This is a genomic window from Agrobacterium sp. InxBP2, from assembly GCF_026191755.1.
Taxonomy (GTDB): Bacteria; Pseudomonadota; Alphaproteobacteria; order Rhizobiales; family Rhizobiaceae; genus Agrobacterium; species Agrobacterium pusense.
This window is the reverse complement of the sequence record NZ_JAINDY010000027.1, coordinates 224,074-245,707: the sequence shown is the minus strand read 5'-3', so window position 1 is coordinate 245,707 and position 21,634 is coordinate 224,074. Positions and strand designations below refer to the sequence as shown.

The following is a 21,634-nucleotide window of genomic DNA, read 5'->3' as shown; positions in this document are numbered from 1 at the left end:
TAATATGATTTGTGTACCATTGATTATCGCCCGGATTTTAGTAAGGCTGACTTACGAAAAGGCGAAGCATGGGTACGAAACGCGAAAAAGATTCATTGGCATTTCTGCTGAACAGCGGTGCACGCCTGCTGAACAGTGCTTTTGAGCGCCGTATATCCGAGGCCGGACTGGGCCTGACCCCCGGCGAGGCGCGCGCATTGCTGACGGTCGCTGTCGTTGACGGCAGCAAACAGTCGGACATCGCCGCTCGCCTCGGAATAGAACCCATGACGATCTGCGCCTATCTTGATAAGTTGCAGTCCCTCGATCTCATCGAGCGGCAGCAGGACCCGCAGGACAGACGCTCCAAGCGTATTGTGCTGACCAAATCCTCAGCCGACATGCTGGAAGCCGTCCGGCAGGAAATAGATGAACTCGTCCGCCACGCTACCCAGGGCCTGAATGACGAGGAGGTGGCGCTGTTCCGCCACTTTCTGCAAACCCTTCGTGACAATCTGCAGCCGGAACAACCGGGGCAGAACGGCTGATCACCATGTCGCCAAAACCGATCATGTCCACGAAACGCACGGCGATGCTTGGTGCGTTTTTGACGGCGCTTGCGCCCATATCCATGGCGATTTACACACCCGCCATGCCGGAACTGACGCGGGTTTTTGCCACTGACCAGTCCGCCGTCAAGCTCAGCCTGTCCCTCTATTTTGCCGGGTTCGCGCTGGCGCAACTGCTCGCCGGGCCGGCATCGGATGCCTTCGGTCGGCGAAAGGCAAGCATCGTCTTCCTCCTGATCTTTCTGGGCGGCGGCCTGGTGGCCATTTCCGCGCCGACGATCGAAGTGCTGCTTTTCGCCCGGCTGGTTCAGGGCATCGGTGCTTCGGTCGGTATGACGGTGGCGCGTGCCGTGGTGCGCGACCAGTTTACCGGCGCCGAAGCCTCCAGCATCATGAATCTCATTGGTATCATGCTGGCGGTCGGTCCTGCCCTCGGACCGACGATCGGTGGACTTTCACTCGCGGCTTTCGGCTGGAAATCCGTGTTTTTTCTGATGGTCGGCCTCGGAGCCATCGCCATTTTATCCGTCGTGATTTTTTTGCGGGAAACAACGGTTCCGGACAGGAGTCTGATCCGGCCCAGGCGGCTCCTGTCGGCCTATGGCACGCTGCTCAGCGCGCCACGTTTCCTTCTGGCTGCATTGGTGCTTGGTGGTTCCATCGGCGCGCTTTATGCGCAGGCCACAATGCTGACTTTCATCCTTATCAACGAGGTCGGCATGACACCCACCGCCTTCGGCATCGGCATGCTGATGCAGACAGGCGCCTACTTCTTCGGCTCGATTGCCCTGCGTTACATCGCCCCCCGACTGGGAGACCGGCGCTCGGTCGTGATCGGCCTCTGTTTTTCCGGAACCGGCGGCCTCCTTATTTTATTGTCAGTTTTCCTGATGCCGCCATCGTTCCTTTCGATCATGGGGCCCGTTGCAGTCGCGACTGTCGGCATCGCCCTGCTGACCCCTTCGATGGTGACAGCAGCGCTTGCTCCCTTCCCGCATATCGCCGGTTCGGCATCGGCCATGATGGGATTTATCCAGATGGGATCGGGCTTCGCCGGCGGTGCTGCAGCCTCCCTCATCGGTTCACCTTTGACCGGCTTCGGCGTCATCATTCCCATGATGGAATTCACAGCCGTTGCCAGCTACATCGGCTTCCGCATCGTCTCCAGAAGAGCGACATGAAAAAACCCGCCGGTGTCACCACCAGCGGGTTTCGTTATTTTTTCAAGAACAGAATTACTTGCTGAGATTGCGCTTTGCCAAAGTGCGAAGACGCAGCGCATTGAGCTTGATGAAGCCTGCCGCATCCTTCTGGTCATAAGCGCCGTGGTCGTCCTCAAAGGTCACCAGCGCGTCGGAGTAGAGCGACTTGGCACTCTCGCGGCCGGTTACCATGACGTTGCCCTTATAGAGCTTCAGCGTGACTTCGCCTTCCACATGCTCCTGGCTCTTGTCGATCAGGGCCTGCAGCATTTCGCGCTCCGGCGAGAACCAGAAGCCGTAATAGATCAACTCGGCGTAGCGCGGCATCAGCTCGTCCTTCAGATGCGCAGCACCCCGGTCGAGCGTGATGGACTCGATGGCGCGATGCGCGGCAAGAAGGATGGTACCGCCGGGCGTTTCGTAAACGCCGCGCGACTTCATGCCGACGAAGCGATTCTCGACCAGATCGAGACGTCCGATGCCGTTTTCACGGCCATAATTGTTGAGCGTGGCAAGAAGCGTCGCAGGCGACATCTCGACACCATTGATCGAGCAGGCATCACCCTTTCGGAAACCAACCTTGATGACGGTTGCCTTGTCGGGAGCGGCTTCCGGGGAGATCGTGCGCATATGCACATATTCAGGAGCTTCCACCGCCGGGTCTTCCAGAACCTTGCCCTCGGAAGAGGAGTGCAGCAGGTTGGCGTCCACGGAGAATGGCGCTTCGCCCTTCTTGTCCTTGGCAACCGGAATCTGGTGCTGTTCGGCAAAGTTCAGGAGGTCAGTACGGCTCTTGAACGTCCAGTCGCGCCACGGGGCGATGATCTTGATGTCAGGGTTCAGTGCATAGGCCGAAAGCTCGAAACGGACCTGGTCGTTGCCTTTGCCGGTCGCACCATGGGCGATGGCGTCGGCGCCGGTCTTCCTGGCGATTTCGATCAGGTGCTTGGAAATCAGCGGCCGGGCAATGGAGGTGCCGAGCAGATAGACGCCTTCGTAGACGGCGTTGGCGCGGAACATCGGAAACACGAAATCGCGCACGAACTCTTCACGGACGTCCTCGATGAAAATTTCCTTGATGCCCAGCATCTCGGCCTTCTTGCGTGCCGGCTCAAGCTCTTCGCCCTGGCCGAGATCGGCGGTGAAGGTAACGACCTCAGCGCCGAGTTCCGTCTGAAGCCATTTCAGAATGATCGAGGTGTCGAGGCCGCCGGAATAGGCGAGAACGACTTTCTTAACGTCTTTCGGGAGTGCCATAGTGATGTCCATCTGCATGATGACGGCATCGGGACACCGCCATTTCCTTGGGATTTCGGCACTTTTACAGTGCAACCCGAAATGTGTGAAGCGCTTTTCCGTGAGATAAGCGACAAAACAATTGATGGACACGCGTGACGCACGTGACGACAGCTACACCGAGGGGAACGAAGCCTTTGTCACATGCATTTAGAAAATTCGCGCTTTATGATGAAGCGGCGCGATCGACTTGAAAACCGTGAATGAAGCCACTCAGGTTCAGGCAACGTTGCAAACCGCTGGAAACAGCAGAAACGACGCGAAGGAGAAACCTATGACGACCATCCACCCCGCATTCAAGGAAGATAATGTCGCCGTCATAACAGGTGCGGCCTCTGGCATCGGACTCGCCGCCGCCCGCAAATTCGCCGGTTTCGGCATGAGTGTCGTGCTCGTCGATCTCGATGGCGAGAAACTTGCCGCCGCGCATGCGGACGTTCTGGCACTTGCCCGGGACGGCGAGGCGCAAATCGTTGCGATCCCGACCGACGTCTCGAAACTCGATGAGCTGGAGGCGCTGGAACGCGCCGTAATTCAGCGTTTCGGGCGCGTTCACGTCCTCATGAACAATGCCGGCATCCAGCCTGGCAGCGCCATTTTCGGTCCCCAGGCCAACTGGGAAAAGATTATCAGCGTCAATCTGATGGGCGTTGTGAATGGCAGCCGTGTCTTCGGTCAGGGCATGATCGCCCATGGTGAGCCGGCACTCATCATCAACACCGGCTCGAAACAGGGCATCACCACGCCTCCCGGCGATCCCGCCTACAATGTCTCGAAATCAGGCGTCAAAACCTTCACGGAAGCGCTTCAACACGAGTTGCGCAATGTTCCAAATGGTAGAGTTTCCGCTCATCTCCTCATCCCCGGCTTCGTCTTCACAGGCCTTACAGCCCAAGGCAGAACGGAAAAACCGGAAGGCGCCTGGACCGGCGAACAGACCATCGAGTTCATGCTCGAAAGCATCGGCCGGGGCGATTTCTACATTCTCTGCCCGGATGGCGAGGTTGACCGCCCGACGGACGAGAAACGCATTCTCTGGGCGGCCTATGATATCGTCCAGAACCGCCCGCCGCTCTCGCGCTGGCACACGGAATATTCCGCCGCCTTCACCAGCTTCCTCAAGAACTGACGCCTAGGGGCCGCCGCGATCTGAAAATTGCGGTGCCCCGCCCTGCTTAATCCACCGCTGCGCTAGGGCCGCCACTCAAAAACATTGGCAGAAATCCGCAATCACGTTAAACAACGGCCGTCTCCAGCTTTACGGGTGCCGCGATGGATTTCGTTCCAAGCCTGCCAACACTGATCGCCTTCACCATCGCCATCCTTCTCCTGGCGGTAACGCCGGGTCCGGACATGACGCTCTGGATCAGCCGCTCCCTGCGCGAAGGCCGGGCGGCGGGCTTCATGACCCTGGTAGGAACCAATATCGGCATCACCGTGCACACGATGCTGGTCGCCTTCGGTGTCGCCGCCCTCATCGTCGCCTCGCCGACGGCTTTCATGATCCTGAAGACCGGCGGAGCCGCTTATCTTGTCTGGCTCGCCATTCAGGCGATCCGCAAGGGCTCGGATTTCGTGATGGTCAGAGGCACCGGCGAAAAAGCGCAGGCCTCCCTCAAATCCGCCCTGCTGAACGGCATCTGGGTCAACCTGCTGAATCCGAAGATCATCATCTTCTTCATGACCTTCCTGCCGCAATTCGTCAGCGCATCCGATCCGCATGTGACCGGCAAGCTGATTTTCCTCGGCATCTGGTCAATCATCGTCGCACTGCCGATCGGCATCGGCATCGTGATCGCCGCAGATGTTCTCTCCGCCTGGCTGCAACGCAACCGGAAAATTCTGCGCGGACTGGATTATACGATCGCCGGCGTCTTTTCGCTTTTCGCCGTCAAGATTTTCTTCACACAGGCGCGCTGACGGCAAACAAAAAGGCGCCTTACGGCGCCTTTTTACAATCAACCGATCAGCAACTCATCGTCATCGAGCTTCTGGCCGCGTATCTTGCGGAACATGTCGATCAGATCCTCCACCTCAAGATCCTTGCGGCTGTCGCCGGAAACGTCGAGCACGATCTCACCGGCATGCAGCATGATCGTGCGCGTGCCATAGTCCAGCGCCTGACGCATGGAATGGGTGACCATCAGCGTCGTCAGCTTGCGCTCCGATACCACCTTGCGGGTCAATTCCATCACGAATTCCGCCATGCCGGGATCGAGCGCTGCCGTATGTTCGTCCAATAGAAGCACGTCCGAGCCTGACAGTGTCGCCATGACGAGAGAGACCGCCTGCCTCTGGCCGCCCGACAGAAGGTCCATGCGGTCCTTCAGACGATTTTCCAGACCGAGATTGAGCGAAGCGATACGCTCCTTGAAAAAATCCCGCCGGCCACGTCCGAGCGCAGGCAGAAGACCGCGACGTTCACCACGTGATGCCGCCAGCGCGAGGTTTTCCTCGATGGTAAGCGCGCCGCAGCTGCCCGCCAGCGGGTCCTGAAACACGCGTGCCACCCGCCCCGCCCGGCTGGCGGTCGGCTTGCGGGTAACATCGGCGCCACCGATCATCACCCTGCCTGCCGTGGGCAGCACATCGCCGGCCAGAACACCGAGAAGTGTGGATTTGCCCGCACCATTGGAACCGATGACCGTGACGAACGAACCATCCTCAATGGTGAGGTCTATCTTGGATAGCGCCTGCTTCTGCAGCGGCGTGCCGCGCCCGAAGACGACCTGGATGTCGGAAAGCGAAATCACGATGTTGCTCCCCCGCGGCGCAGTTGGGGCAGGATCAATGCGATGGCCACCAGTACCGCCGTTACAAAATTGAGATCGGACGCCTTGAGACCCAACACATCACTCGACAGAGCAAGCTGGATGGCGAGACGATAGGCGATGGAGCCGAAGACACAGCCGATCAGCGCGATCAGGATGCCGTGCGCGCCAAACAGGGTTTCACCGATGATGACGGCCGCAAGCCCGACAACAATGGTGCCGACACCGGAAGTCACATCCGCAAAACCATTGGTCTGGGCAAACAGCGCACCACCAAGAGCCACAAGCGCATTTGAAAGCGCCATGCCAAGATAGATCTGGCTACCGGTCTTCACGCCCTGCGCCCGCGCCATCCGGGCATTGGCACCCGTCGCGCGCATGGCAAGACCCGCATCGCTTTCAAGGAAACGCCAGACGAGAATGACCGCAATCAGCACCAAAGCGCCGACGAAGAGCGGCCGCACCAGATATTCAGAAAGGCCGAGGCCGTAAAACGGCGATATCATCGTGTCCTGATTGAGCAGCGCGACATTCGGCTTTCCCATCACGCGCAGGTTGACCGAAAACAGTGCGATCATCGTCAGGATCGAGGCAAGCAGGTTCAGAATCTTGAAACGCACATTGAGTGTGGCGGTCACGATGCCGGCAGCCGCACCGGCCACCATCGCAATCGCCGTCGCGACCCAGGCATTCAGACCGGCGATGATCAGCACGGCTGCCACGGCAGCGCCAAGCGGAAACGAACCGTCCACGGTCAGGTCAGGAAAATCAAGCACCCGGAAAGCGAGGTAAACGCCGATCGCCACGAAAGCGAAGACCAGTCCCAGCTCCACGGCACCCCAGAAGGCGATTTGGCTCACGGTAATGTCCTTGTTATTGCCGCCATCGGGCGGATACGGGCACCGTCTCGTGCCACGTAAAACGGGCGGCGAGTTTGCCGCCGCCCGTTATTCAGTCAGGTTTCGGTTCAGTCGATGACCTTGGTAGCGCGCTTCGTAATGCTTTCGGGGAAGGTGACGCCTGCTTTTTCAGCGGCCTTCTTGTTGATCACGAGATCGGTGCCAACAGCAACGGTTGCCGGAATATCGCCCGGCTTTTCACCCTTGAGGATGCGGACAACGACGGCACCGGTCTGCTTGCCAACGTCGAAATAGTTGAAGCCGAGGGCAGCAACCGCACCGCGAGCAACGGAATCCGTATCGGCGGCATAAAGCGGGATCTTGGCTTCAGACGCAACACCGGCAGCAGCCTCGAAAGCCGAAACGATGGTGTTGTCAGTCGGAACGTAGATCACGTCGGCCTTGCCGACCAGCGCACGGGTCGCACCCTGCACCTCAGCCGACTTGGTGGCGACGGATTCAACAACCTTGAGACCCGCCTTCTCGGCCTCGGTCTTCAAGAGGGCGAGTGTCGAAACGGAGTTTGCCTCGGCCGAATTGTAGATGAAGCCGATGGACTTGGCGTTCGGCGAGATTTCCTTGATGAGCGCCAGATGTTCGCCCACCGGCAACATGTCGGAAAGGCCGGTGACGTTACGGCCCGGCTTCTGCATATCCTTGACGAGCTGTGCGCCGACCGGATCGGAAACCGCCGTGAAGACAACCGGAATGTCGCGCGTGGCGGCAACAACGGCCTGGGCGGACGGCGTGGAAATCGGCACGATGACAGCAGGTGCCTCGCCAACGAACTGGCGCGCGATCTGTGCTGCGGTGCCGGGATTGCCCTGCGCGGATTCGTAAAGGAACTTGAGGTTCTCACCTTCCTTGTAGCCCGCTTCGGCAAGGGCAGCCTTCACGCCATCGCGGGCGGCATCGAGTGCCGGATGTTCGACGATGGCGGTCACGGCAACGGTGACGGTTTCAGCCTTCGCCGGCAGAACGATGGCGCTCGCAGCGGCGAGAGCCAGAATGAATGCGCGCATGGATATCCTCCTGTTGGTTCCCTGTTTTCGTCTTCTTAGGAACAAGACAGGCCGAAATCAATCGGAGAACCGCTGGAAACCCAGCTTTATGAGGCAAAACCGGCTTATTCAGTCGTCTGCGCCGTGGTTGGCGATCATCATCGCCTCGAAAGCCAGCCTTTCGGTCTTGCGCATGCGCTCGGATTCCGACTTCAGCTGGCCACAGGCCGCTAGGATATCGCGGCCGCGCGGCGTGCGGATCGGCGAGGCATAACCTGCCTGATTGATGAAATCGGCGAACTTCTCGATCTGCGCCCAGTCCGAGCACTGGTAATTCGTGCCCGGCCACGGGTTGAACGGAATGAGGTTGATCTTGGCTGGAACCCCCTTCAGAAGCTGCACCAGCATCTTGGCGTCTTCCAAGCTGTCATTGACGTCCTTGAGCATCACATATTCGAAGGTGATGCGCCGGGCGTTGGAGAGGCCCGGATATCTGCGGCAGGCTTCGATCAGTTCCTTCAGAGGATATTTCTTGTTGATGGGCACCAGCATGTCGCGCAACTCATCGCGCACCGCATGCAGCGAAATCGCCAGCATGACGCCGATCTCATCGCCGGTGCGGAAGATTTCCGGCACCACACCCGAGGTGGAGAGTGTGACGCGGCGCTTGGAAAGCGACAGGCCATCGCCGTCGGTGGCGATCAGAAGCGCGGTCTTTACATGCTCGAAATTGTAGAGCGGCTCGCCCATGCCCATCATCACGATGTTGGAGACCTTGCGGCCTTCGCTCGGCACATAAGCGCCAACCGGCGTCGAACCATCGGGGAAATCACCGAGCCGATCACGCGCCAGCAACAGCTGCGAGAGGATTTCCTCGGCCGTCAGGTTGCGCACCAGACGCTGCGTGCCGGTGTGACAGAAAGAACAGGTGAGCGAACAGCCCACCTGGCTCGAAATGCACAGCGTGCCGCGCCCTTCTTCCGGAATATAAACCGTTTCGATCTCGACGGGACGACCAGCGCCCCGCGGCGGAAAACGCATCAGCCATTTGCGGGTGCCGTCATTGGAGATCTGCTCCTCGACGATTTCAGGTCGAGCGATGGTGAAGGCCGCCTTCAGCTTCTCGCGCAGCTCCTTGGCGACATTGGTCATATTGTCGAAATCGGAGACGCCGCGCACATAAAGCCAGTTCCACAACTGGCTGACGCGCATCTTCACCTGCTTTTGCGGCACACCGATTTCCGCGAGCGCCTCACCCATCTCCTCACGGGTCATGCCGATCAGCGACGGCTTGCCGGACATGAGATCGCTATTGGCGATCAGCGGGGTTTTGACTGCCAGACCGGCAGGAGCTTGCATTACGGACATCACGTTATCCCATCGTTCCATGCGTCGCACGACCGGCCTGTCGGGAAGGCGGAAAATCGTCTGCATGTCGAGAAAATCAAAGGCGGAGCACTTTTCGCGCATCCGCCTGTCAATATTGCCGCGCCTTTAGCATCAAACTGGCAAAAACGCAAATGGCCGGTCTAGGACCGGCCATTGTCAAACGCGATGAAGGGTCAGCGTTACTTGCAGCTCTCGATCTGCTTGAGAGCAGCCGAAATACCCGACAGCGAATAGGAATAGGAGGTCGCGGTGCCACGGCCGGAAACTGCCTTGACGGTCATGGACTTGCCGCCCTTCATGGCAGCCACGAGAGCCGGTTCTTCCGCAGCGTTTTCAACCCAGGCGGCCTTGTCCTTCGTGAACATGACGAAATTCTTGTTGTCGATCGTCACATTGACCTTCGAACCCTGCTTCAGCGGATAACCTACCATGGCCTGCGGCTCGTAGGAGATGTTCTGGCCCGGGCGCTGGGAGACGATGAAGAATATATCGCCGTGGTCGACGCTCGCCGGTTCCTTGGCGGTGGGAATGGAAAGAACGTAGCAGACGGTGCTGTTGCCCGATTTGTACGAATAGGCACCCCAAGCATTGAACTGCTGGATGCGCGTGGGCGACTGTGCAGATGCTACGCCGACGCTGGTCAGCAAAATGGCCGCTGCGGTTGCTACACTTCTTACAAACATAGAATTTCCTGCCGGGTTATTGTCTTCCATTGGCCCGAAGCATCGGCGAGCCCAGAGTCTGGATCGGCCACGTTCAGGTGCGGATCGTCTTTTCTCATTGTGGTCGGGAAGCGGTTACCAAACCGTCAACAACATGCATAAAATGCCGGAAACGTCTTGCAGTGTTACAGATTGGCGACTCCCGACGCCCTGAGGAGAAGGGCGTGCGACACCCTTCCTCCGTGTGTATGACACATAAATTCAGGCAAGAATTTGTCGCCCGTCGGGCGCGCCCGAACGGGCAGATCACAGAGACGTTACCCCGCTTCCTGCTGCCGCTTCAACATGGCGTCCGCCGCATCGTAATGTTCCATCTTGATATTGGCGCGGATCATCGCGAGCGCTGCGGTAATGACGGCTATGTCATCAGTAAAACCGACGACGGCTAGCATGTCCGGCACGGCATCGAAAGGCATGATGAAATAAGCCAGCGCAGCGAGGATGATACCCTTGGCGCGCAGCGGCGTGTCGCGATCGATCGCGCAGTAATAGGCAGCGGCCGCATCGCGGGCAAACGGCACTTTCGACATGACACGTTTCAGCTTCGGCCAGAACCTGGTCCGAACAACCTCTTCGCGCTCACGCTGCCTGTCGGTTTCACCCGGCAGAAGAATTTCACCGATTTTCACATCATCCATGATCGACGGTCCTCCGGTCACGGCTATTATATGGGATTTAAGGCGGAGCGTTCAATTGCCTCGGCCGGCAGCGGCCTTCTGCATGGCCTCGGCCAGAAGAAAATCGCGCTCCGTCACACCCTGCGAATCATGGGTCGTGAGGCATACCTTGACCCGCGAGTAGACGTTGGACCATTCGGGATGATGATTGAGCCGCTCTGCGACGAGTGCGGATTCAGCCATGAAACCGAAGGCTTCCGCAAAGCTGGAGAACTTGAAGGAACGGACGATCGCCGCCCCGTCTTCGCGCAGGGACCAACCCTCCAGTTTCTGCAGGGCCTGCCGGATGGCATCGGGCTCGAGTCTGGGATATTTCATGAATTTGCCTCCGCTTTAAACCCATTAACGCTTCAACGACCGGATCGACGCATATTCCATGAAACATACAGCTATTCTCTTCGTCTGCATGGGCAATATCTGCCGCTCACCGTTGGCCGAAGGGATTTTGAGGAACCTTGCCGACAGCGCAGCGCTTCATCAGCTTACCGTCGATTCCGCCGGCACCGGCGGATGGCACAGGGGTGACGCGCCCGATCCGCGATCCATCGCCATGGCGCGCCGGCACGGTATCGATATTTCACTTCAACGGGCGAGACAGGTCACTGCGGCGGATTTCGAGACCTTCGATCTGGTATTCGCCATGGACGAAAACAATCTGGCGAACCTGCTGCGATTGAGCTCCGAAAGGCATCGCCACAAAATCCATCTTTTCATGGAATATGCCGCCGGGCGTCGCGAGAACGTCCCCGATCCCTATTACGGGGCCGAGGACGGATTCCTCACAGTTTACAACATGCTTTTGGCGGGATGCAGATCGCTGCTCGAAAAGATCGAGCTGGACCGCGCCTCGTGAAGCGGAAACACCTCTTCGACGATATAGGGTCCGCCACCCACCGATTCCTTCGACGACATCAGCACAAAGCGCCCGACCGTAAAGGGTGAGGTGCGGAAGTTGCCGCGTCCGGAAAGATACTGCACCACATCGTCCACGCGGGAGGAGCGCAACCGTGCCAGCGTGACGTGGGGCATGAACTTGCGCGGATCGGGCGGGAGGCCGATCCTTTGGCAGATTCTCTCGATTTCCGCCTGCAGCGCATGCATTTCGGGCGAGGGAGAAACGCCAGCCCAGATGGAATGCGGCTTCTTGGAGCCGAAGGAGCCCATTCCGGTGAGGTTGAGCTGGAATTCCGGCCGGTCTATCCGGTCCAGCCTGTCAACGACCTCATCGGCGGTACGACCGTCGATGTCACCGATAAAACGCAGGGTTATGTGATAATTCTCCACATCGATCCACCGGGCTCCCGGCAGACCACCGCGCAACAATGAGAGGCTCATCGCCGCATTGCGCGGAATTTCGAGGGCGGTAAACAGTCTCGGCATGGCGAGCTCCCCGAATCTCTTGGCAGAACAAGCATAGCGAATCACGCAATGCAGACGGGCGCAAGTGCTTATTTTTTTTGCGCACCGATTGTCTTGATGAAGCTTTCAACAGCCGGCAAAGATTTTTCGACCATCACTGCCACCCCCTTGGTATTGGGGTGCATCTTGTCGTCCAGCTTCAGCGCATCATCCGTCACCACGCCATCCAGAAAGAAGGGATAAAGCGGCAGGTTGTATTTTTCCGCAAGCTTCGGGAATATCGGATTGAAGCGCTTTGCATAATCATCGCCCATATTTGGCGGCGCCATAATACCGACCAGCAACACGGCTATGTTGCGCTTCTGAAAACCGGAAATGATGGTGTCGAGGTTCTTTTCGGTCTGTTCCGGCGGAATTCCCCGCAGGGCGTCGTTGGCGCCCAGTTCCAGAATGACGCCGTCAGCGCCATCGGGAACAGACCATTCCGCCCGCGCCAGACCGCCTGAGGAAGTGTCACCGGACACACCTGCGTTGGCGATGGCGACATTGATCCCCTTGGCCTTTAATGCAGCTTCAAGCTGTGCGGTATAGCTGTCAGTCGGGGGAAGCTGATAACCGGCCATCAGGCTGTCGCCGAGGCCAACCAGCTGCAATGTCCGCTCCTGGGCGAAGCCAGCAGTGGCGGAAAGGGAGGTGGCGAAAATGACGATGAAGTGAAACAGGGCAGCTTTAAATCTCATCACGGCTTTCCTAACTTGGTTCCCATTGCCTGAAATACTGACCGCATCTACCGCCAGACCGTTTTCATCACCCTATATAGGAACGAGAATTGTGACGAAAAGCATCATAGAGCTGAAGAAAGCCGACCTCACGCTCGGCAATGCCGCCGCCTCCGTCCACGTTCTCAAGAACATCGATCTCTCAATCAGAGAGAGCGAGGCGGTTGGCATCGTCGGCCCCTCCGGATCGGGAAAGTCGACACTTCTGATGGTGCTTGCCGGGCTCGAGAGGCTCGACAGCGGCGAAATCATCATTGCGGATACGCCGCTGCACGAGCTCGGTGAGGACGCGCTCGCGGATTTCCGCGGCCGCAACATTGGCATCGTTTTTCAGTCCTTCCACCTCATCGCCAACATGACCGCACTGGAAAATGTCGCAGTGCCGCTGGAATTGGCAAACGTTCCGAACCCGTTCGAAATCGCCGAGCGTGAACTGGTCGCTGTCGGTCTCGGCGAGCGCCTCAATCATTATCCCGGCCAGCTCTCCGGCGGCGAGCAGCAGCGTGTGGCCATCGCCCGCGCACTCGCCCCGTCGCCAGCCGTATTGATAGCCGATGAACCGACCGGCAACCTCGATACCGACACGGGCAAACAGATCGCCGATCTTCTGTTTGCCAAACAGGCCGAGCGCGGCATGACGATGATCCTCGTTACCCATGATCCCTCGCTGGCGGCCCGATGCTCACGGCAGATCAAGGTTCGCTCCGGCGAAATCGAGGGCGACAGCGCCCGCTCACAGATGGCTCGGGCGGTATCCGCATGACCGGAATCTTTCTTCCGTCTTTTGCAAATGTCAGAAACGCCGCAAGGCTCGCGCGGCGCGAAATTCGCGGCGGCCTGCGGGGCTTTTACATCTTCCTCGCCTGCATCGCGCTTGGAACCGGCGCCATCGCCGCCGTCAATTCCGTCTCGCGCGCGGTCACCAGCGCCATCGCCACGGAGGGGCAGTCCATACTGGCAGGCGATGTGCGTTTTGAGCTGCGCAACAGGGAAGTGACGACAGAAGAGCGCGCTTACCTCGATAGTCTCGGCACCGTCGCGGTTTCCACCGGTCTACGCTCGATGGCGCGCCTCGCCAATGGCTCAGAACAGACCCTTACGGAAGTAAAGGCCATTGACGGCTCCTACCCGCTCTATGGAACGTTCGTGGCCGAGCCGAACCGGCCGCTGAGCGAGCTTCTGGCCGGAAATGGCGACACCTATGGCGCGATTGCCGCGCCGCTTCTGCTGGAACGGCTCGGAATCAAGGTCGGCGATGAGATTCTGCTCGGTAATGTGACGTTGAGACTAAACGGCACCGTGATCGATGAGCCGGATGCCCTATCTGATGGTTTCGGTTTTGCTCCTCGACTGATGGTCAGCCGCGACGCCCTTTTCGCCTCTGGTCTCGTTCAGACGGGCAGTCTCGTCGAACACGCTTACAAGATCAAGCTGAACGATCCTGCAGCACGGGCGGCAATGACCGATGCAGCCAACAAGGCGTTTCCCGATGCCGGCTGGTCGATCCGCACCAGCGACCGGGCTGCCCCGTCGCTCACCGAAAACGTCAACAGGTTCTCGCAGTTTCTGACGCTGGTTGGCCTCACTGCCCTGATCGTCGGCGGTGTCGGCGTCGCCAATGCCGTTCGCGCATTTCTGGATTCCAAGCGCACCACCATCGCCTCGCTGAAATGCCTGGGTGCGCCGGCCTCCGTGGTCACCATGACCTATCTCTTCCAGATCGCGTTCATTGCGGCCGTCGGCATTGTGATCGGGCTTATGGTCGGTGCCGTTGCGCCACTCATCGCCATGCGGTTTCTGGAGGGCGTGCTGCCAGTGCCGGAAGAACTTGCCTTCTATCCCGGCGCGCTCGGTCTCGCCGCCCTGTTCGGCCTCCTGACAACACTCGCCTTCGCCATCGTACCACTCGGTCAGGCACGCGAGGTGCCGGCTACGGCGCTCTTCCGCGAACAGGGTTTCGAGGAGGGAAGCTTGCCGTCCTGGCCTTATCTGACCGCGACCGGTGTGCTTCTGGCGGCGCTTGCGGCCCTTGCTGTCTTATCGGCGGAAGACCGTTTCATAGCCTCGGTCTTCCTCGCGGCCATTGCCTTTGCCTTCGTAGTGCTGCGGCTGGTCGCCTCCGGCGTAAAGGCCATAGCCAAGCGCAGTCCGCGCGTTCATTCGGCTGCGCTGAGACTGGCGATCGGCAATATTCACCGACCGGGCGCACTCACCCCCTCGGTGGTTCTTTCTCTGGGCCTCGGCCTGACCCTCCTCGTGACGCTGACGCTGATCGACGGCAACCTGCGCCGCGAACTAACGGACAGCCTGCCGGAGAAGGCGCCGAATTTCTTCTTCGTCGATATTCAGGGCAGCGAAGTGCAAGGCTTCCGCGATCTGCTCAAACAGGAAGCGCCGCATGGCACCCTGACGGAAGTGCCCATGCTGCGCGGCCGCATCCTCGCTCTCAACGGAGAAGACGTGACGAAAATGGACGTACCCTCGTCCGGGCGATGGGTGCTGCGTGGTGACCGCGGCATCACCTATTCCGAAAACATTCCTGAAAATGCCAAGCTGACGGAAGGCGCCTGGTGGGCAACGGATTATAGCGGCGAACCGCTGGTCTCTTTCGCAGCGAAAGAGGCGGGTGATCTGGGCCTGAAGATCGGCGACAGCGTTACCGTCAACGTGCTTGGCCGCAGCATTACGGCGAAGATCGCCAATCTGCGCAATGTCGAATGGGAATCCCTGTCGATCAACTTCGTCATGGTGTTTTCGCCCAATACTTTCCGCGGCGCGCCCCATGCCTGGCTGGCAACACTTGCCGATCCTTCCGCAACTGCGGCCGACGAAGGCCGCATATTGCGCGCCGTCACCAATACTTATCCCACGATCACCAGCGTCCGCGTGAAGGATGCGCTCGACGTCGTCAACCGGCTTGTCGGCCAGCTCGCGACCGCGATCCGCGCCGCCGCAGCCGTTGCGCTCATTGCGTCCGTCCTGGTTCTCGCCGGCGCGCTTGCGGCCGGCAATCGCGCCCGTACGCATGACGCCGTCATCCTGAAAACGCTGGGCGGCACGCGAAGCCTGCTCATACGCGCCTTCTCCTATGAATACATGATCCTCGGTCTCGCCACCGCCGTCTTCGCGCTTTTCGCCGGCGGTGTCTCCGCATGGTTCGTGATCGCCCGCATCATGAAGCTACCCTCCAGCTTCCTGCCGGATGTGGCAATCGGAACCCTCGTCGTCGCCCTTGTGATGACTGTGGGCATCGGCCTCATCGGCACCTGGCGGATTCTCGGGCAGAAGGCAGCGCCTATTCTCAGACAGGCCGGTGAATGATCATCGGTTGTGCGCCGCTTAACTTTAACGATTAATTCTTTGTAATGATCGCCAAAACGTGAGCGCTTTTCGCGCATACGGTGTCTTTTCGGCGGGAAAAGGCCTTGTATCGAACACGTTCTGCCATCATATTCTTGAGCAGGCTTGCTGAAGCTCCGCAGCGGCGCCCGGGAGGTATCCCGACACCGTAGCAATTACGGAGCTCAAAAGAGGAAACAATGGCTGACTTTAATAACTACCAGAACCGCATGGCGCAGACGCGTGCACAGTCTGGTGCGCTGATCGACGAAGGTCTTCGCGCCTATATGCTCAAGGTTTACAACCTTATGGCGCTGGCTCTGGTCATCACCGGCGTTGCCGCGTTCGGCACTTATACGCTCGCCGCTTCCAATCCGGCTGTCCAGCAGCTGCTTTTCGCGTCGCCGCTTCGTTGGGTCGTGATGCTCGCTCCGCTGGCACTGGTCTTCTTCCTTAGCTTCCGCATCCAGAACATGAGCGTTTCCGCTGCGCAGACGACCTTCTGGGTTTACGCCGCGCTGATGGGTGTTTCGCTCTCCTCGATCTTCCTGGTCTACACCGGCCAGAGCATCGTGCAGACCTTCTTCGTGACCGCGGCCTCGTTCGGTGCGCTCTCGCTTTACGGTTACACGACCAAGAAAGACCTGTCTGGCATGGGTTCGTTCTTGATCATGGGCCTGTTCGGTCTGATCATCGCTTCGATCGTCAACATCTTCCTTGCATCCTCCGCGCTGCAGTTCGCGATTTCCGCGATTGGCGTGCTGATCTTCGCAGGCCTGACCGCCTACGACACCCAGAAGATCAAGGAAATGTATTTCGATGCTGACGATGTTGCCGTCGCTGGCCGCAAGGCCATCATGGGTGCGCTGACGCTCTATCTCGACTTCATCAACCTCTTCACCTTCCTCCTGCAGTTCCTCGGGAACCGCGACGACTAAGGGATTGGGTCCTACGGAAAAAAGAAAGGCGACCTCAAGGTCGCCTTTTTTATTACCTCATTTCGCTCAATGCGCCTGATCGTCCGTCAAGGCAGGAGACTGACGTTACTGGAGCTCATTCGATAAGTTTCAAAACCTTGTCGAAAACCTTGAGGACTTGCGGCAGCTCGTGGCCGCGCTTCAGAATGCGGCCATCCACATTCACGACGCTGTAAGCTCCCTGCTTCGCCGCCAGCCTGGGGTTCTTTTCGATCCTATAGAGCGGCATTTCTCCCGACCGTTTAAAGACGGAGAACACCGCTTTTTCCTTCAGATGATCGATGGCGTAATCCCGCCACTCCCCTTCTCCCACCATGCGGCCATAAATGCGCAAAATCGCATCCAGCTCGCGGCGGTGAAAGGTCACCGGCAATGGATCCTTGTTCTTCTTGTATTCACGGAGATCGATAACGGTGGAGCTGTCGCGTGAAGCGGTTTGAGCCTGCTGCACATCCGGTTGATCGGTCATCCAGTACCTCCGATTCCACCCAAATCATCAGATCAATGTGAGCTTGGCGGCTTGAAATTGCAAGTGTTGTCGACTTACGGCGCTCACAGGAACCAGATGGGGTTTCTCGGCTTCGAAAGCTCTGCAGGCAGAAAAATAATGCGACAACGAGCATCTGCCCCAACATCACCGACAAACCGCCCCGCGCAAACGCAGGGTAAAAACGGTAACCATTTAGGCACCCATTTTACGGGCGCCTGCCGTATTTCGGTCAAACCATGGCCTGAATTGGGTGGAATAGTCGCATTGTCAATTGATGCCTAGGCACCAAGATGACCCGGTCCGGTGCATTGACCCTTTACCCCCAGCCCCCAGTGCCCGGACCGGATCTTCAATCGCCAGATCGGCGATTATGGCGTTTCGTTCCCCAATAAAATACTTGCACCGACAATTGCCGCGGGATCACCGCTTGCATTCGCCGTCTGCAACAGCACGGCGCAGCCGCCCTTTTTTACCTTGGCCACCACGCTCGCCGGCAGCTTTACCGTCATCGGCGAACCGTCCCACATGCCGACCGTCTGCACGTCATAAACACTATGCCAGTAGGACATTTTTTTCCCCTGGTTTTCACCCTTCTGCACATCTACAGTCTGCTCCCGGGTGAAATATGCGACGACGACATCGGCCTTGCCGCTGCCGGCACCGATATCGATCTCCACCTCATCACCCGCAAATTTTGACGAGACGGGCACGTTCAATCCCTTGCCCTCACGCTTGAACGAGTCGAGCCTGTCATAGATCCCGCGCACATCCGCGCCCTTTACGTGGTCACGGCCGTTCAGAATGGCCTGCGGCGTGTAGACCCCGTTGCGGCCGAGTGCACGCATGTAACCGTATTGCCGTTCGGTATTTTCCTTGGATGCGAGCGAATCCGTCCAGCCGAGATAGTTCCAATAATCGACATGATAGGAGAGACCGACGACGTCGCCCTTCTGGATCATCTTGCGCAGGGCCTCATCCGCCGGGGGGCAGGATGCACATCCCTGCGATGTGAACAATTCGACGACGCCCTTCACCGCCTCCTGCGCCTGCGCGGAGGTGACGAGCAACGTGCCGAGAAGACATATCGACAGGGGGAATTTCAGCGGCATTACAAAAACCTTTGTCCGGAAGAGATCCAGACGAATTGATGCGATCAATCCCGCCGGGATGCAAACCGGAAAATAACGTCTAACGCCCTTCAATAGAAAGTCACGAAGGGGTGAGCGACAATCACAAAACAAGCGACTTGAAACGGAAAGACGCCGGGATTCCTCCCGGCGCCTTCGATTGTCGAAGCTTTACGCAGCCAGATCGCGCAGAACGGTCTGCAGAATACCGCCATTGTTCATGTAGATCACTTCATCAAGCGTATCGATACGGCAAAGAAGCGGAACTTCCTTCACCGTGCCGTCGCTGTAAGTGATCTTGGCGATCTTCTTTTCACGCGGCTTGATCTCGCCTTCGAGACCGTCGATCTCAACGATTTCATCGCCTTTGAGGTCGAGGCTCGCCCAGGACGTTCCCTCTTCAAAGACGAAGGGGACGACGCCCATGCCGACCAGGTTCGAACGGTGAATACGCTCAAAGGACTGCGCGATAACCGCCTTGACGCCGAGCAGGTTGGTACCCTTGGCCGCCCAGTCACGGGATGAGCCGTTGCCATATTCGACACCTGCAAAGATGACGAGCGGAACGCCCTCAGCCTTGTACTTCATGGCCGCGTCATAGATCGACATCTCTTCCTTGGACGGATAGTGAATGGTGTAGCCACCTTCCTTGCCGTTCGGGCCGAGCATGTGGTTGCGGATGCGGATATTGGCGAAGGTGCCGCGCATCATCACTTCGTGGTTGCCACGACGTGTGCCGTACTGGTTGAAGTCGGCAACGCCGACACCATGCTCGGTGAGATAAGCACCGGCAGGCGATGCCGCCTTGATCGAACCGGCCGGAGAAATATGGTCGGTGGTGATCTTGTCGCCGAAGAGACCGAGAACGCGCGCGCCCTTGATGTTCTTGAGACCCGAGCCCGTCTTGCCCATGCCCACGAAGTAGGGTGGGTTCTGGACATAGGTCGAGTTGTCGTCCCAGGCATAGGTCTGACCCGGCGGCACCTGAACGGCCTGCCAGTTGGCATCACCCTTGAAGACGTCGGCGTACTTCGTCTCGTAAAGCTCGCGCGTAACGTATTTCAGGATGAACTCCTGAATTTCCTTCGAGGTCGGCCAGATATCCTTGAGATAGACCGGGTTGCCGTCCTTATCATTGCCGATCGGCTCCTTGGTCAGGTCCTTCTGGACCGTACCGGCAAGAGCGTAAGCGACGACGAGGGGCGGAGAGGCCAGATAGTTCGCCTGCACGTCAGGCGAGATACGGCCTTCGAAGTTGCGGTTACCGGAGAGAACGCCGGCCGCAATCAGGCCCTTGTCGTTGATCGTCTTGGAGATCGGCGCCGGCAGCGGGCCGGAGTTGCCGATGCAGGTCGTGCAGCCGAAGCCAACGAGGTTGAAACCGATCGCATCGAGATCCTTTTGAAGGCCCGACTTGTCGAGATATTCGGCAACCACCTGTGATCCAGGTGCAAGCGACGTCTTCACCCATGGCTTGGAGGTCAGCCCCTTGGCGACAGCGTTACGGGCGAGAAGGCCGGCAGCGATGAGGACGGAGGGGTTGGACGTGTTGGTGCAGGAGGTGATGGCGGCAATTGCCACATCGCCGTGACCAAGATCGAAGTCCTCGCCTTCAACCGCGTAGCGGCTCGAAAGCTGGCCGGGCTTCTTGTAGTCGTTTTCGAGAGCAGTCGCGAAATTGGGCGCGATGGTTTCGAGCGGCAGGCGGCCTTCCGGACGCTTCGGGCCGGCCATGGACGGTACGACGTCGCCGAGGTCGAGTTCGAGCGTGTCGGTAAAGACAAGATCGGAACCGTCGCCGGTGCGCCACATGTCCTGGGCCTTGGAGTAGGCTTCCACGAGGGCAATACGATCCTTTGCACGGCCGGACATCGTCAGGTAATTGATGGTTTCGCTGTCAACCGGGAAGAAGCCGCAGGTCGCGCCATATTCCGGGCCCATATTGCCGATGGTCGCACGGTCGGCCAAAGACATCGAATCAAGGCCGGGGCCGAAGAATTCGACGAACTTGGAAACGACGCCCTTCTTACGCAGCATCTGCACGACGGTCAGAACGAGGTCGGTCGCGGTGACGCCCTCCTTGACCTTGCCAGTCAGCTTGAAGCCGATGACCTCAGGCAGAAGCATGGAAACCGGCTGGCCAAGCATGGCCGCTTCAGCCTCGATACCGCCGACGCCCCAGCCGAGAACGCCGAGGCCGTTGATCATGGTCGTGTGGCTATCCGTGCCGACGCAGGTATCCGGATAAGCGATGGTCTCGCCGTCCTCTTCCTTGGTCCAGACGGTCTGGCCGAGATATTCCAGGTTGACCTGGTGACAGATGCCCGTGCCGGGGGGAACAACGCGGAAGTTCTTGAATGCCTGCTGGCCCCACTTGAGGAAGCGGTAACGCTCGCCATTGCGCTCATATTCAAGTTCGACGTTGCGGGCAAAAGCGTTCGGCGTACCGAATTCGTCAACGATAACGGAGTGGTCGATGACGAGATCGACAGGAACCAGCGGATTGATCTTTTCGGGATCTCCACCCAGCGCTTTGATACCATCACGCATCGCGGCAAGATCGACCACGGCAGGAACGCCGGTAAAGTCCTGCATGAGAACGCGGGCGGGGCGGTAGGCGATTTCGTTTTCGGTGAGGCCCTTGTTGTTGAGCCATTCGGAAACCGCCAGAATGTGTTCCTTGGTAACGGACTGGCCGTCCTCGAAACGCAGGAGGTTTTCGAGCAGGACCTTCATGGAATAGGGCAGCTTGGAAACGCCCTTCAGGCCATTGGCTTCAGCCTTGGGTAGGCTGAAATAGACATAGTCCTTACCATCGACGGTAAGAACGGAACGACATTTGAAACTGTCGAGTGATTTGGGCATGGATAAAAACCCCGCTTACACTGATAGCCAACACGTTCGTGCGGACACCTATGCACTCATGCACATCAGGATGCGGGTACGACCATTTCCGCTGTCCGCACGTGAAAATTGCTCCTCGCAATCGTCAAGTCCGGCGCAAGATGATGTTCACGCCGGCCGCTGGCGTGTTGACACCCATATAGATAATTTCAGA

Annotated in this window: 21 protein-coding genes; 8 read left to right on the top strand and 13 right to left on the bottom strand. The window is 58.6% G+C overall.

Going from position 1 to position 21,634, the window contains the following annotated elements; genetic code table 11:
* The first annotated feature begins 68 nt into the window (after positions 1–68).
* Positions 69–527, top strand: a complete 459-nt coding sequence (locus tag K7A42_RS10790; RefSeq protein ID WP_006698248.1) for a MarR family winged helix-turn-helix transcriptional regulator — start codon at positions 69–71, stop codon at positions 525–527.
* 5 nt (positions 528–532) lie between these two features.
* Positions 533–1,729 carry a multidrug effflux MFS transporter gene (locus K7A42_RS10785; protein ID WP_004443867.1) on the top strand — a complete coding sequence of 399 codons (1,197 nt, stop codon included), beginning with the start codon at positions 533–535 and terminating at the stop codon, positions 1,727–1,729.
* A 54-nt stretch (positions 1,730–1,783) separates the two neighbouring features.
* Here K7A42_RS10785 and K7A42_RS10780 read toward each other — a convergent pair whose 3' ends face one another.
* Positions 1,784–3,007 (bottom strand): argininosuccinate synthase, encoded by a 1,224-nt coding sequence (locus tag K7A42_RS10780; RefSeq protein WP_004443869.1) that lies wholly within the window; start codon positions 3,005–3,007, stop codon positions 1,784–1,786.
* Positions 3,008–3,320: 313 nt separating this feature from the next.
* Between K7A42_RS10780 and K7A42_RS10775 the strand changes: the two genes are divergently transcribed.
* Together K7A42_RS10775 and K7A42_RS10770 are read left to right on the top strand one after the other, a co-directional pair.
* A complete protein-coding gene (locus tag K7A42_RS10775) occupies positions 3,321–4,175 on the top strand; it encodes an SDR family NAD(P)-dependent oxidoreductase (RefSeq protein WP_282455144.1) in 855 nt (284 codons plus the stop codon).
* Between the two features lie 143 nt (positions 4,176–4,318).
* Positions 4,319–4,966, top strand: a complete 648-nt coding sequence (locus tag K7A42_RS10770) for a LysE family translocator (protein ID WP_037090197.1) — start codon at positions 4,319–4,321, stop codon at positions 4,964–4,966.
* A 38-nt stretch (positions 4,967–5,004) separates the two neighbouring features.
* On the opposite strand, the gene K7A42_RS10765 is transcribed toward K7A42_RS10770, so the two are convergent.
* The 7 genes from K7A42_RS10765 to K7A42_RS10735 form a co-directional block, all read right to left on the bottom strand.
* On the bottom strand, positions 5,005–5,799 hold the full coding sequence (locus K7A42_RS10765; protein ID WP_022556955.1) for an ABC transporter ATP-binding protein: 795 nt from the start codon (positions 5,797–5,799) through the stop codon (positions 5,005–5,007).
* On the bottom strand, positions 5,796–6,677 hold the full coding sequence (locus tag K7A42_RS10760; RefSeq protein WP_282455143.1) for an ABC transporter permease: 882 nt from the start codon (positions 6,675–6,677) through the stop codon (positions 5,796–5,798). The genes K7A42_RS10765 and K7A42_RS10760 overlap by 4 nt, the downstream gene beginning before the upstream one ends.
* Before the next feature lie 107 nt (positions 6,678–6,784).
* Positions 6,785–7,738: an ABC transporter substrate-binding protein gene (locus K7A42_RS10755; protein WP_072495149.1), complete on the bottom strand. Its 954-nt coding sequence runs from the start codon at positions 7,736–7,738 to the stop codon at positions 6,785–6,787.
* A 108-nt stretch (positions 7,739–7,846) separates the two neighbouring features.
* Positions 7,847–9,019, bottom strand: a complete 1,173-nt coding sequence (rlmN, locus tag K7A42_RS10750; protein WP_077987047.1) for a 23S rRNA (adenine(2503)-C(2))-methyltransferase RlmN — start codon at positions 9,017–9,019, stop codon at positions 7,847–7,849.
* 266 nt (positions 9,020–9,285) lie between these two features.
* Positions 9,286–9,789 (bottom strand): invasion associated locus B family protein, encoded by a 504-nt coding sequence (locus K7A42_RS10745; RefSeq protein ID WP_003523183.1) that lies wholly within the window; start codon positions 9,787–9,789, stop codon positions 9,286–9,288.
* A gap of 296 nt (positions 9,790–10,085) precedes the next feature.
* Positions 10,086–10,466 carry a YkvA family protein gene (locus tag K7A42_RS10740; protein ID WP_004443888.1) on the bottom strand — a complete coding sequence of 127 codons (381 nt, stop codon included), beginning with the start codon at positions 10,464–10,466 and terminating at the stop codon, positions 10,086–10,088.
* 51 nt (positions 10,467–10,517) lie between these two features.
* Complete coding sequence (locus K7A42_RS10735; protein ID WP_004443891.1) at positions 10,518–10,823, bottom strand: 4a-hydroxytetrahydrobiopterin dehydratase; 306 nt, start codon at positions 10,821–10,823, stop codon at positions 10,518–10,520.
* Between the two features lie 58 nt (positions 10,824–10,881).
* Between K7A42_RS10735 and K7A42_RS10730 the strand changes: the two genes are divergently transcribed.
* Positions 10,882–11,358, top strand: a complete 477-nt coding sequence (locus K7A42_RS10730) for a low molecular weight protein-tyrosine-phosphatase (RefSeq protein ID WP_107340302.1) — start codon at positions 10,882–10,884, stop codon at positions 11,356–11,358.
* Here the strand turns inward: K7A42_RS10730 and thpR are convergent.
* Together thpR and K7A42_RS10720 are read right to left on the bottom strand one after the other, a co-directional pair.
* The gene (thpR, locus tag K7A42_RS10725; RefSeq protein ID WP_004443895.1) at positions 11,292–11,885 is read right to left on the bottom strand and encodes an RNA 2',3'-cyclic phosphodiesterase; all 594 of its coding nucleotides are present in this window, start codon (positions 11,883–11,885) and stop codon (positions 11,292–11,294) included. The genes K7A42_RS10730 and thpR overlap by 67 nt on opposite strands.
* Before the next feature lie 68 nt (positions 11,886–11,953).
* Positions 11,954–12,604 (bottom strand): arylesterase, encoded by a 651-nt coding sequence (locus K7A42_RS10720; protein ID WP_282455142.1) that lies wholly within the window; start codon positions 12,602–12,604, stop codon positions 11,954–11,956.
* Positions 12,605–12,695: 91 nt separating this feature from the next.
* Between K7A42_RS10720 and K7A42_RS10715 the strand changes: the two genes are divergently transcribed.
* The 3 genes from K7A42_RS10715 to K7A42_RS10705 all read left to right on the top strand — a co-directional run bounded on the left by K7A42_RS10715 (position 12,696) and on the right by K7A42_RS10705 (position 16,920).
* On the top strand, positions 12,696–13,406 hold the full coding sequence (locus K7A42_RS10715) for an ABC transporter ATP-binding protein (protein ID WP_037090183.1): 711 nt from the start codon (positions 12,696–12,698) through the stop codon (positions 13,404–13,406).
* Entirely contained in the window at positions 13,403–15,964 is a 2,562-nt protein-coding gene (locus tag K7A42_RS10710) for an ABC transporter permease (RefSeq protein WP_282455141.1), read from the top strand. The genes K7A42_RS10715 and K7A42_RS10710 overlap by 4 nt, the downstream gene beginning before the upstream one ends.
* 218 nt (positions 15,965–16,182) lie before the next feature.
* Positions 16,183–16,920: a Bax inhibitor-1 family protein gene (locus K7A42_RS10705; RefSeq protein ID WP_006698258.1), complete on the top strand. Its 738-nt coding sequence runs from the start codon at positions 16,183–16,185 to the stop codon at positions 16,918–16,920.
* Positions 16,921–17,035: 115 nt separating this feature from the next.
* Here the strand turns inward: K7A42_RS10705 and K7A42_RS10700 are convergent, their stop codons facing one another.
* From K7A42_RS10700 to acnA, 3 genes are all read right to left on the bottom strand, one after another.
* On the bottom strand, positions 17,036–17,428 hold the full coding sequence (locus K7A42_RS10700; RefSeq protein ID WP_004443903.1) for a DUF2794 domain-containing protein: 393 nt from the start codon (positions 17,426–17,428) through the stop codon (positions 17,036–17,038).
* Between the two features lie 389 nt (positions 17,429–17,817).
* On the bottom strand, positions 17,818–18,558 hold the full coding sequence (locus tag K7A42_RS10695; RefSeq protein ID WP_072495153.1) for a DUF1223 domain-containing protein: 741 nt from the start codon (positions 18,556–18,558) through the stop codon (positions 17,818–17,820).
* 189 nt (positions 18,559–18,747) lie between these two features.
* A complete protein-coding gene (gene acnA / locus K7A42_RS10690; RefSeq protein WP_022556961.1) occupies positions 18,748–21,441 on the bottom strand; it encodes an aconitate hydratase AcnA in 2,694 nt (897 codons plus the stop codon).
* Between the last annotated feature and the right edge of the window lie 193 nt (positions 21,442–21,634).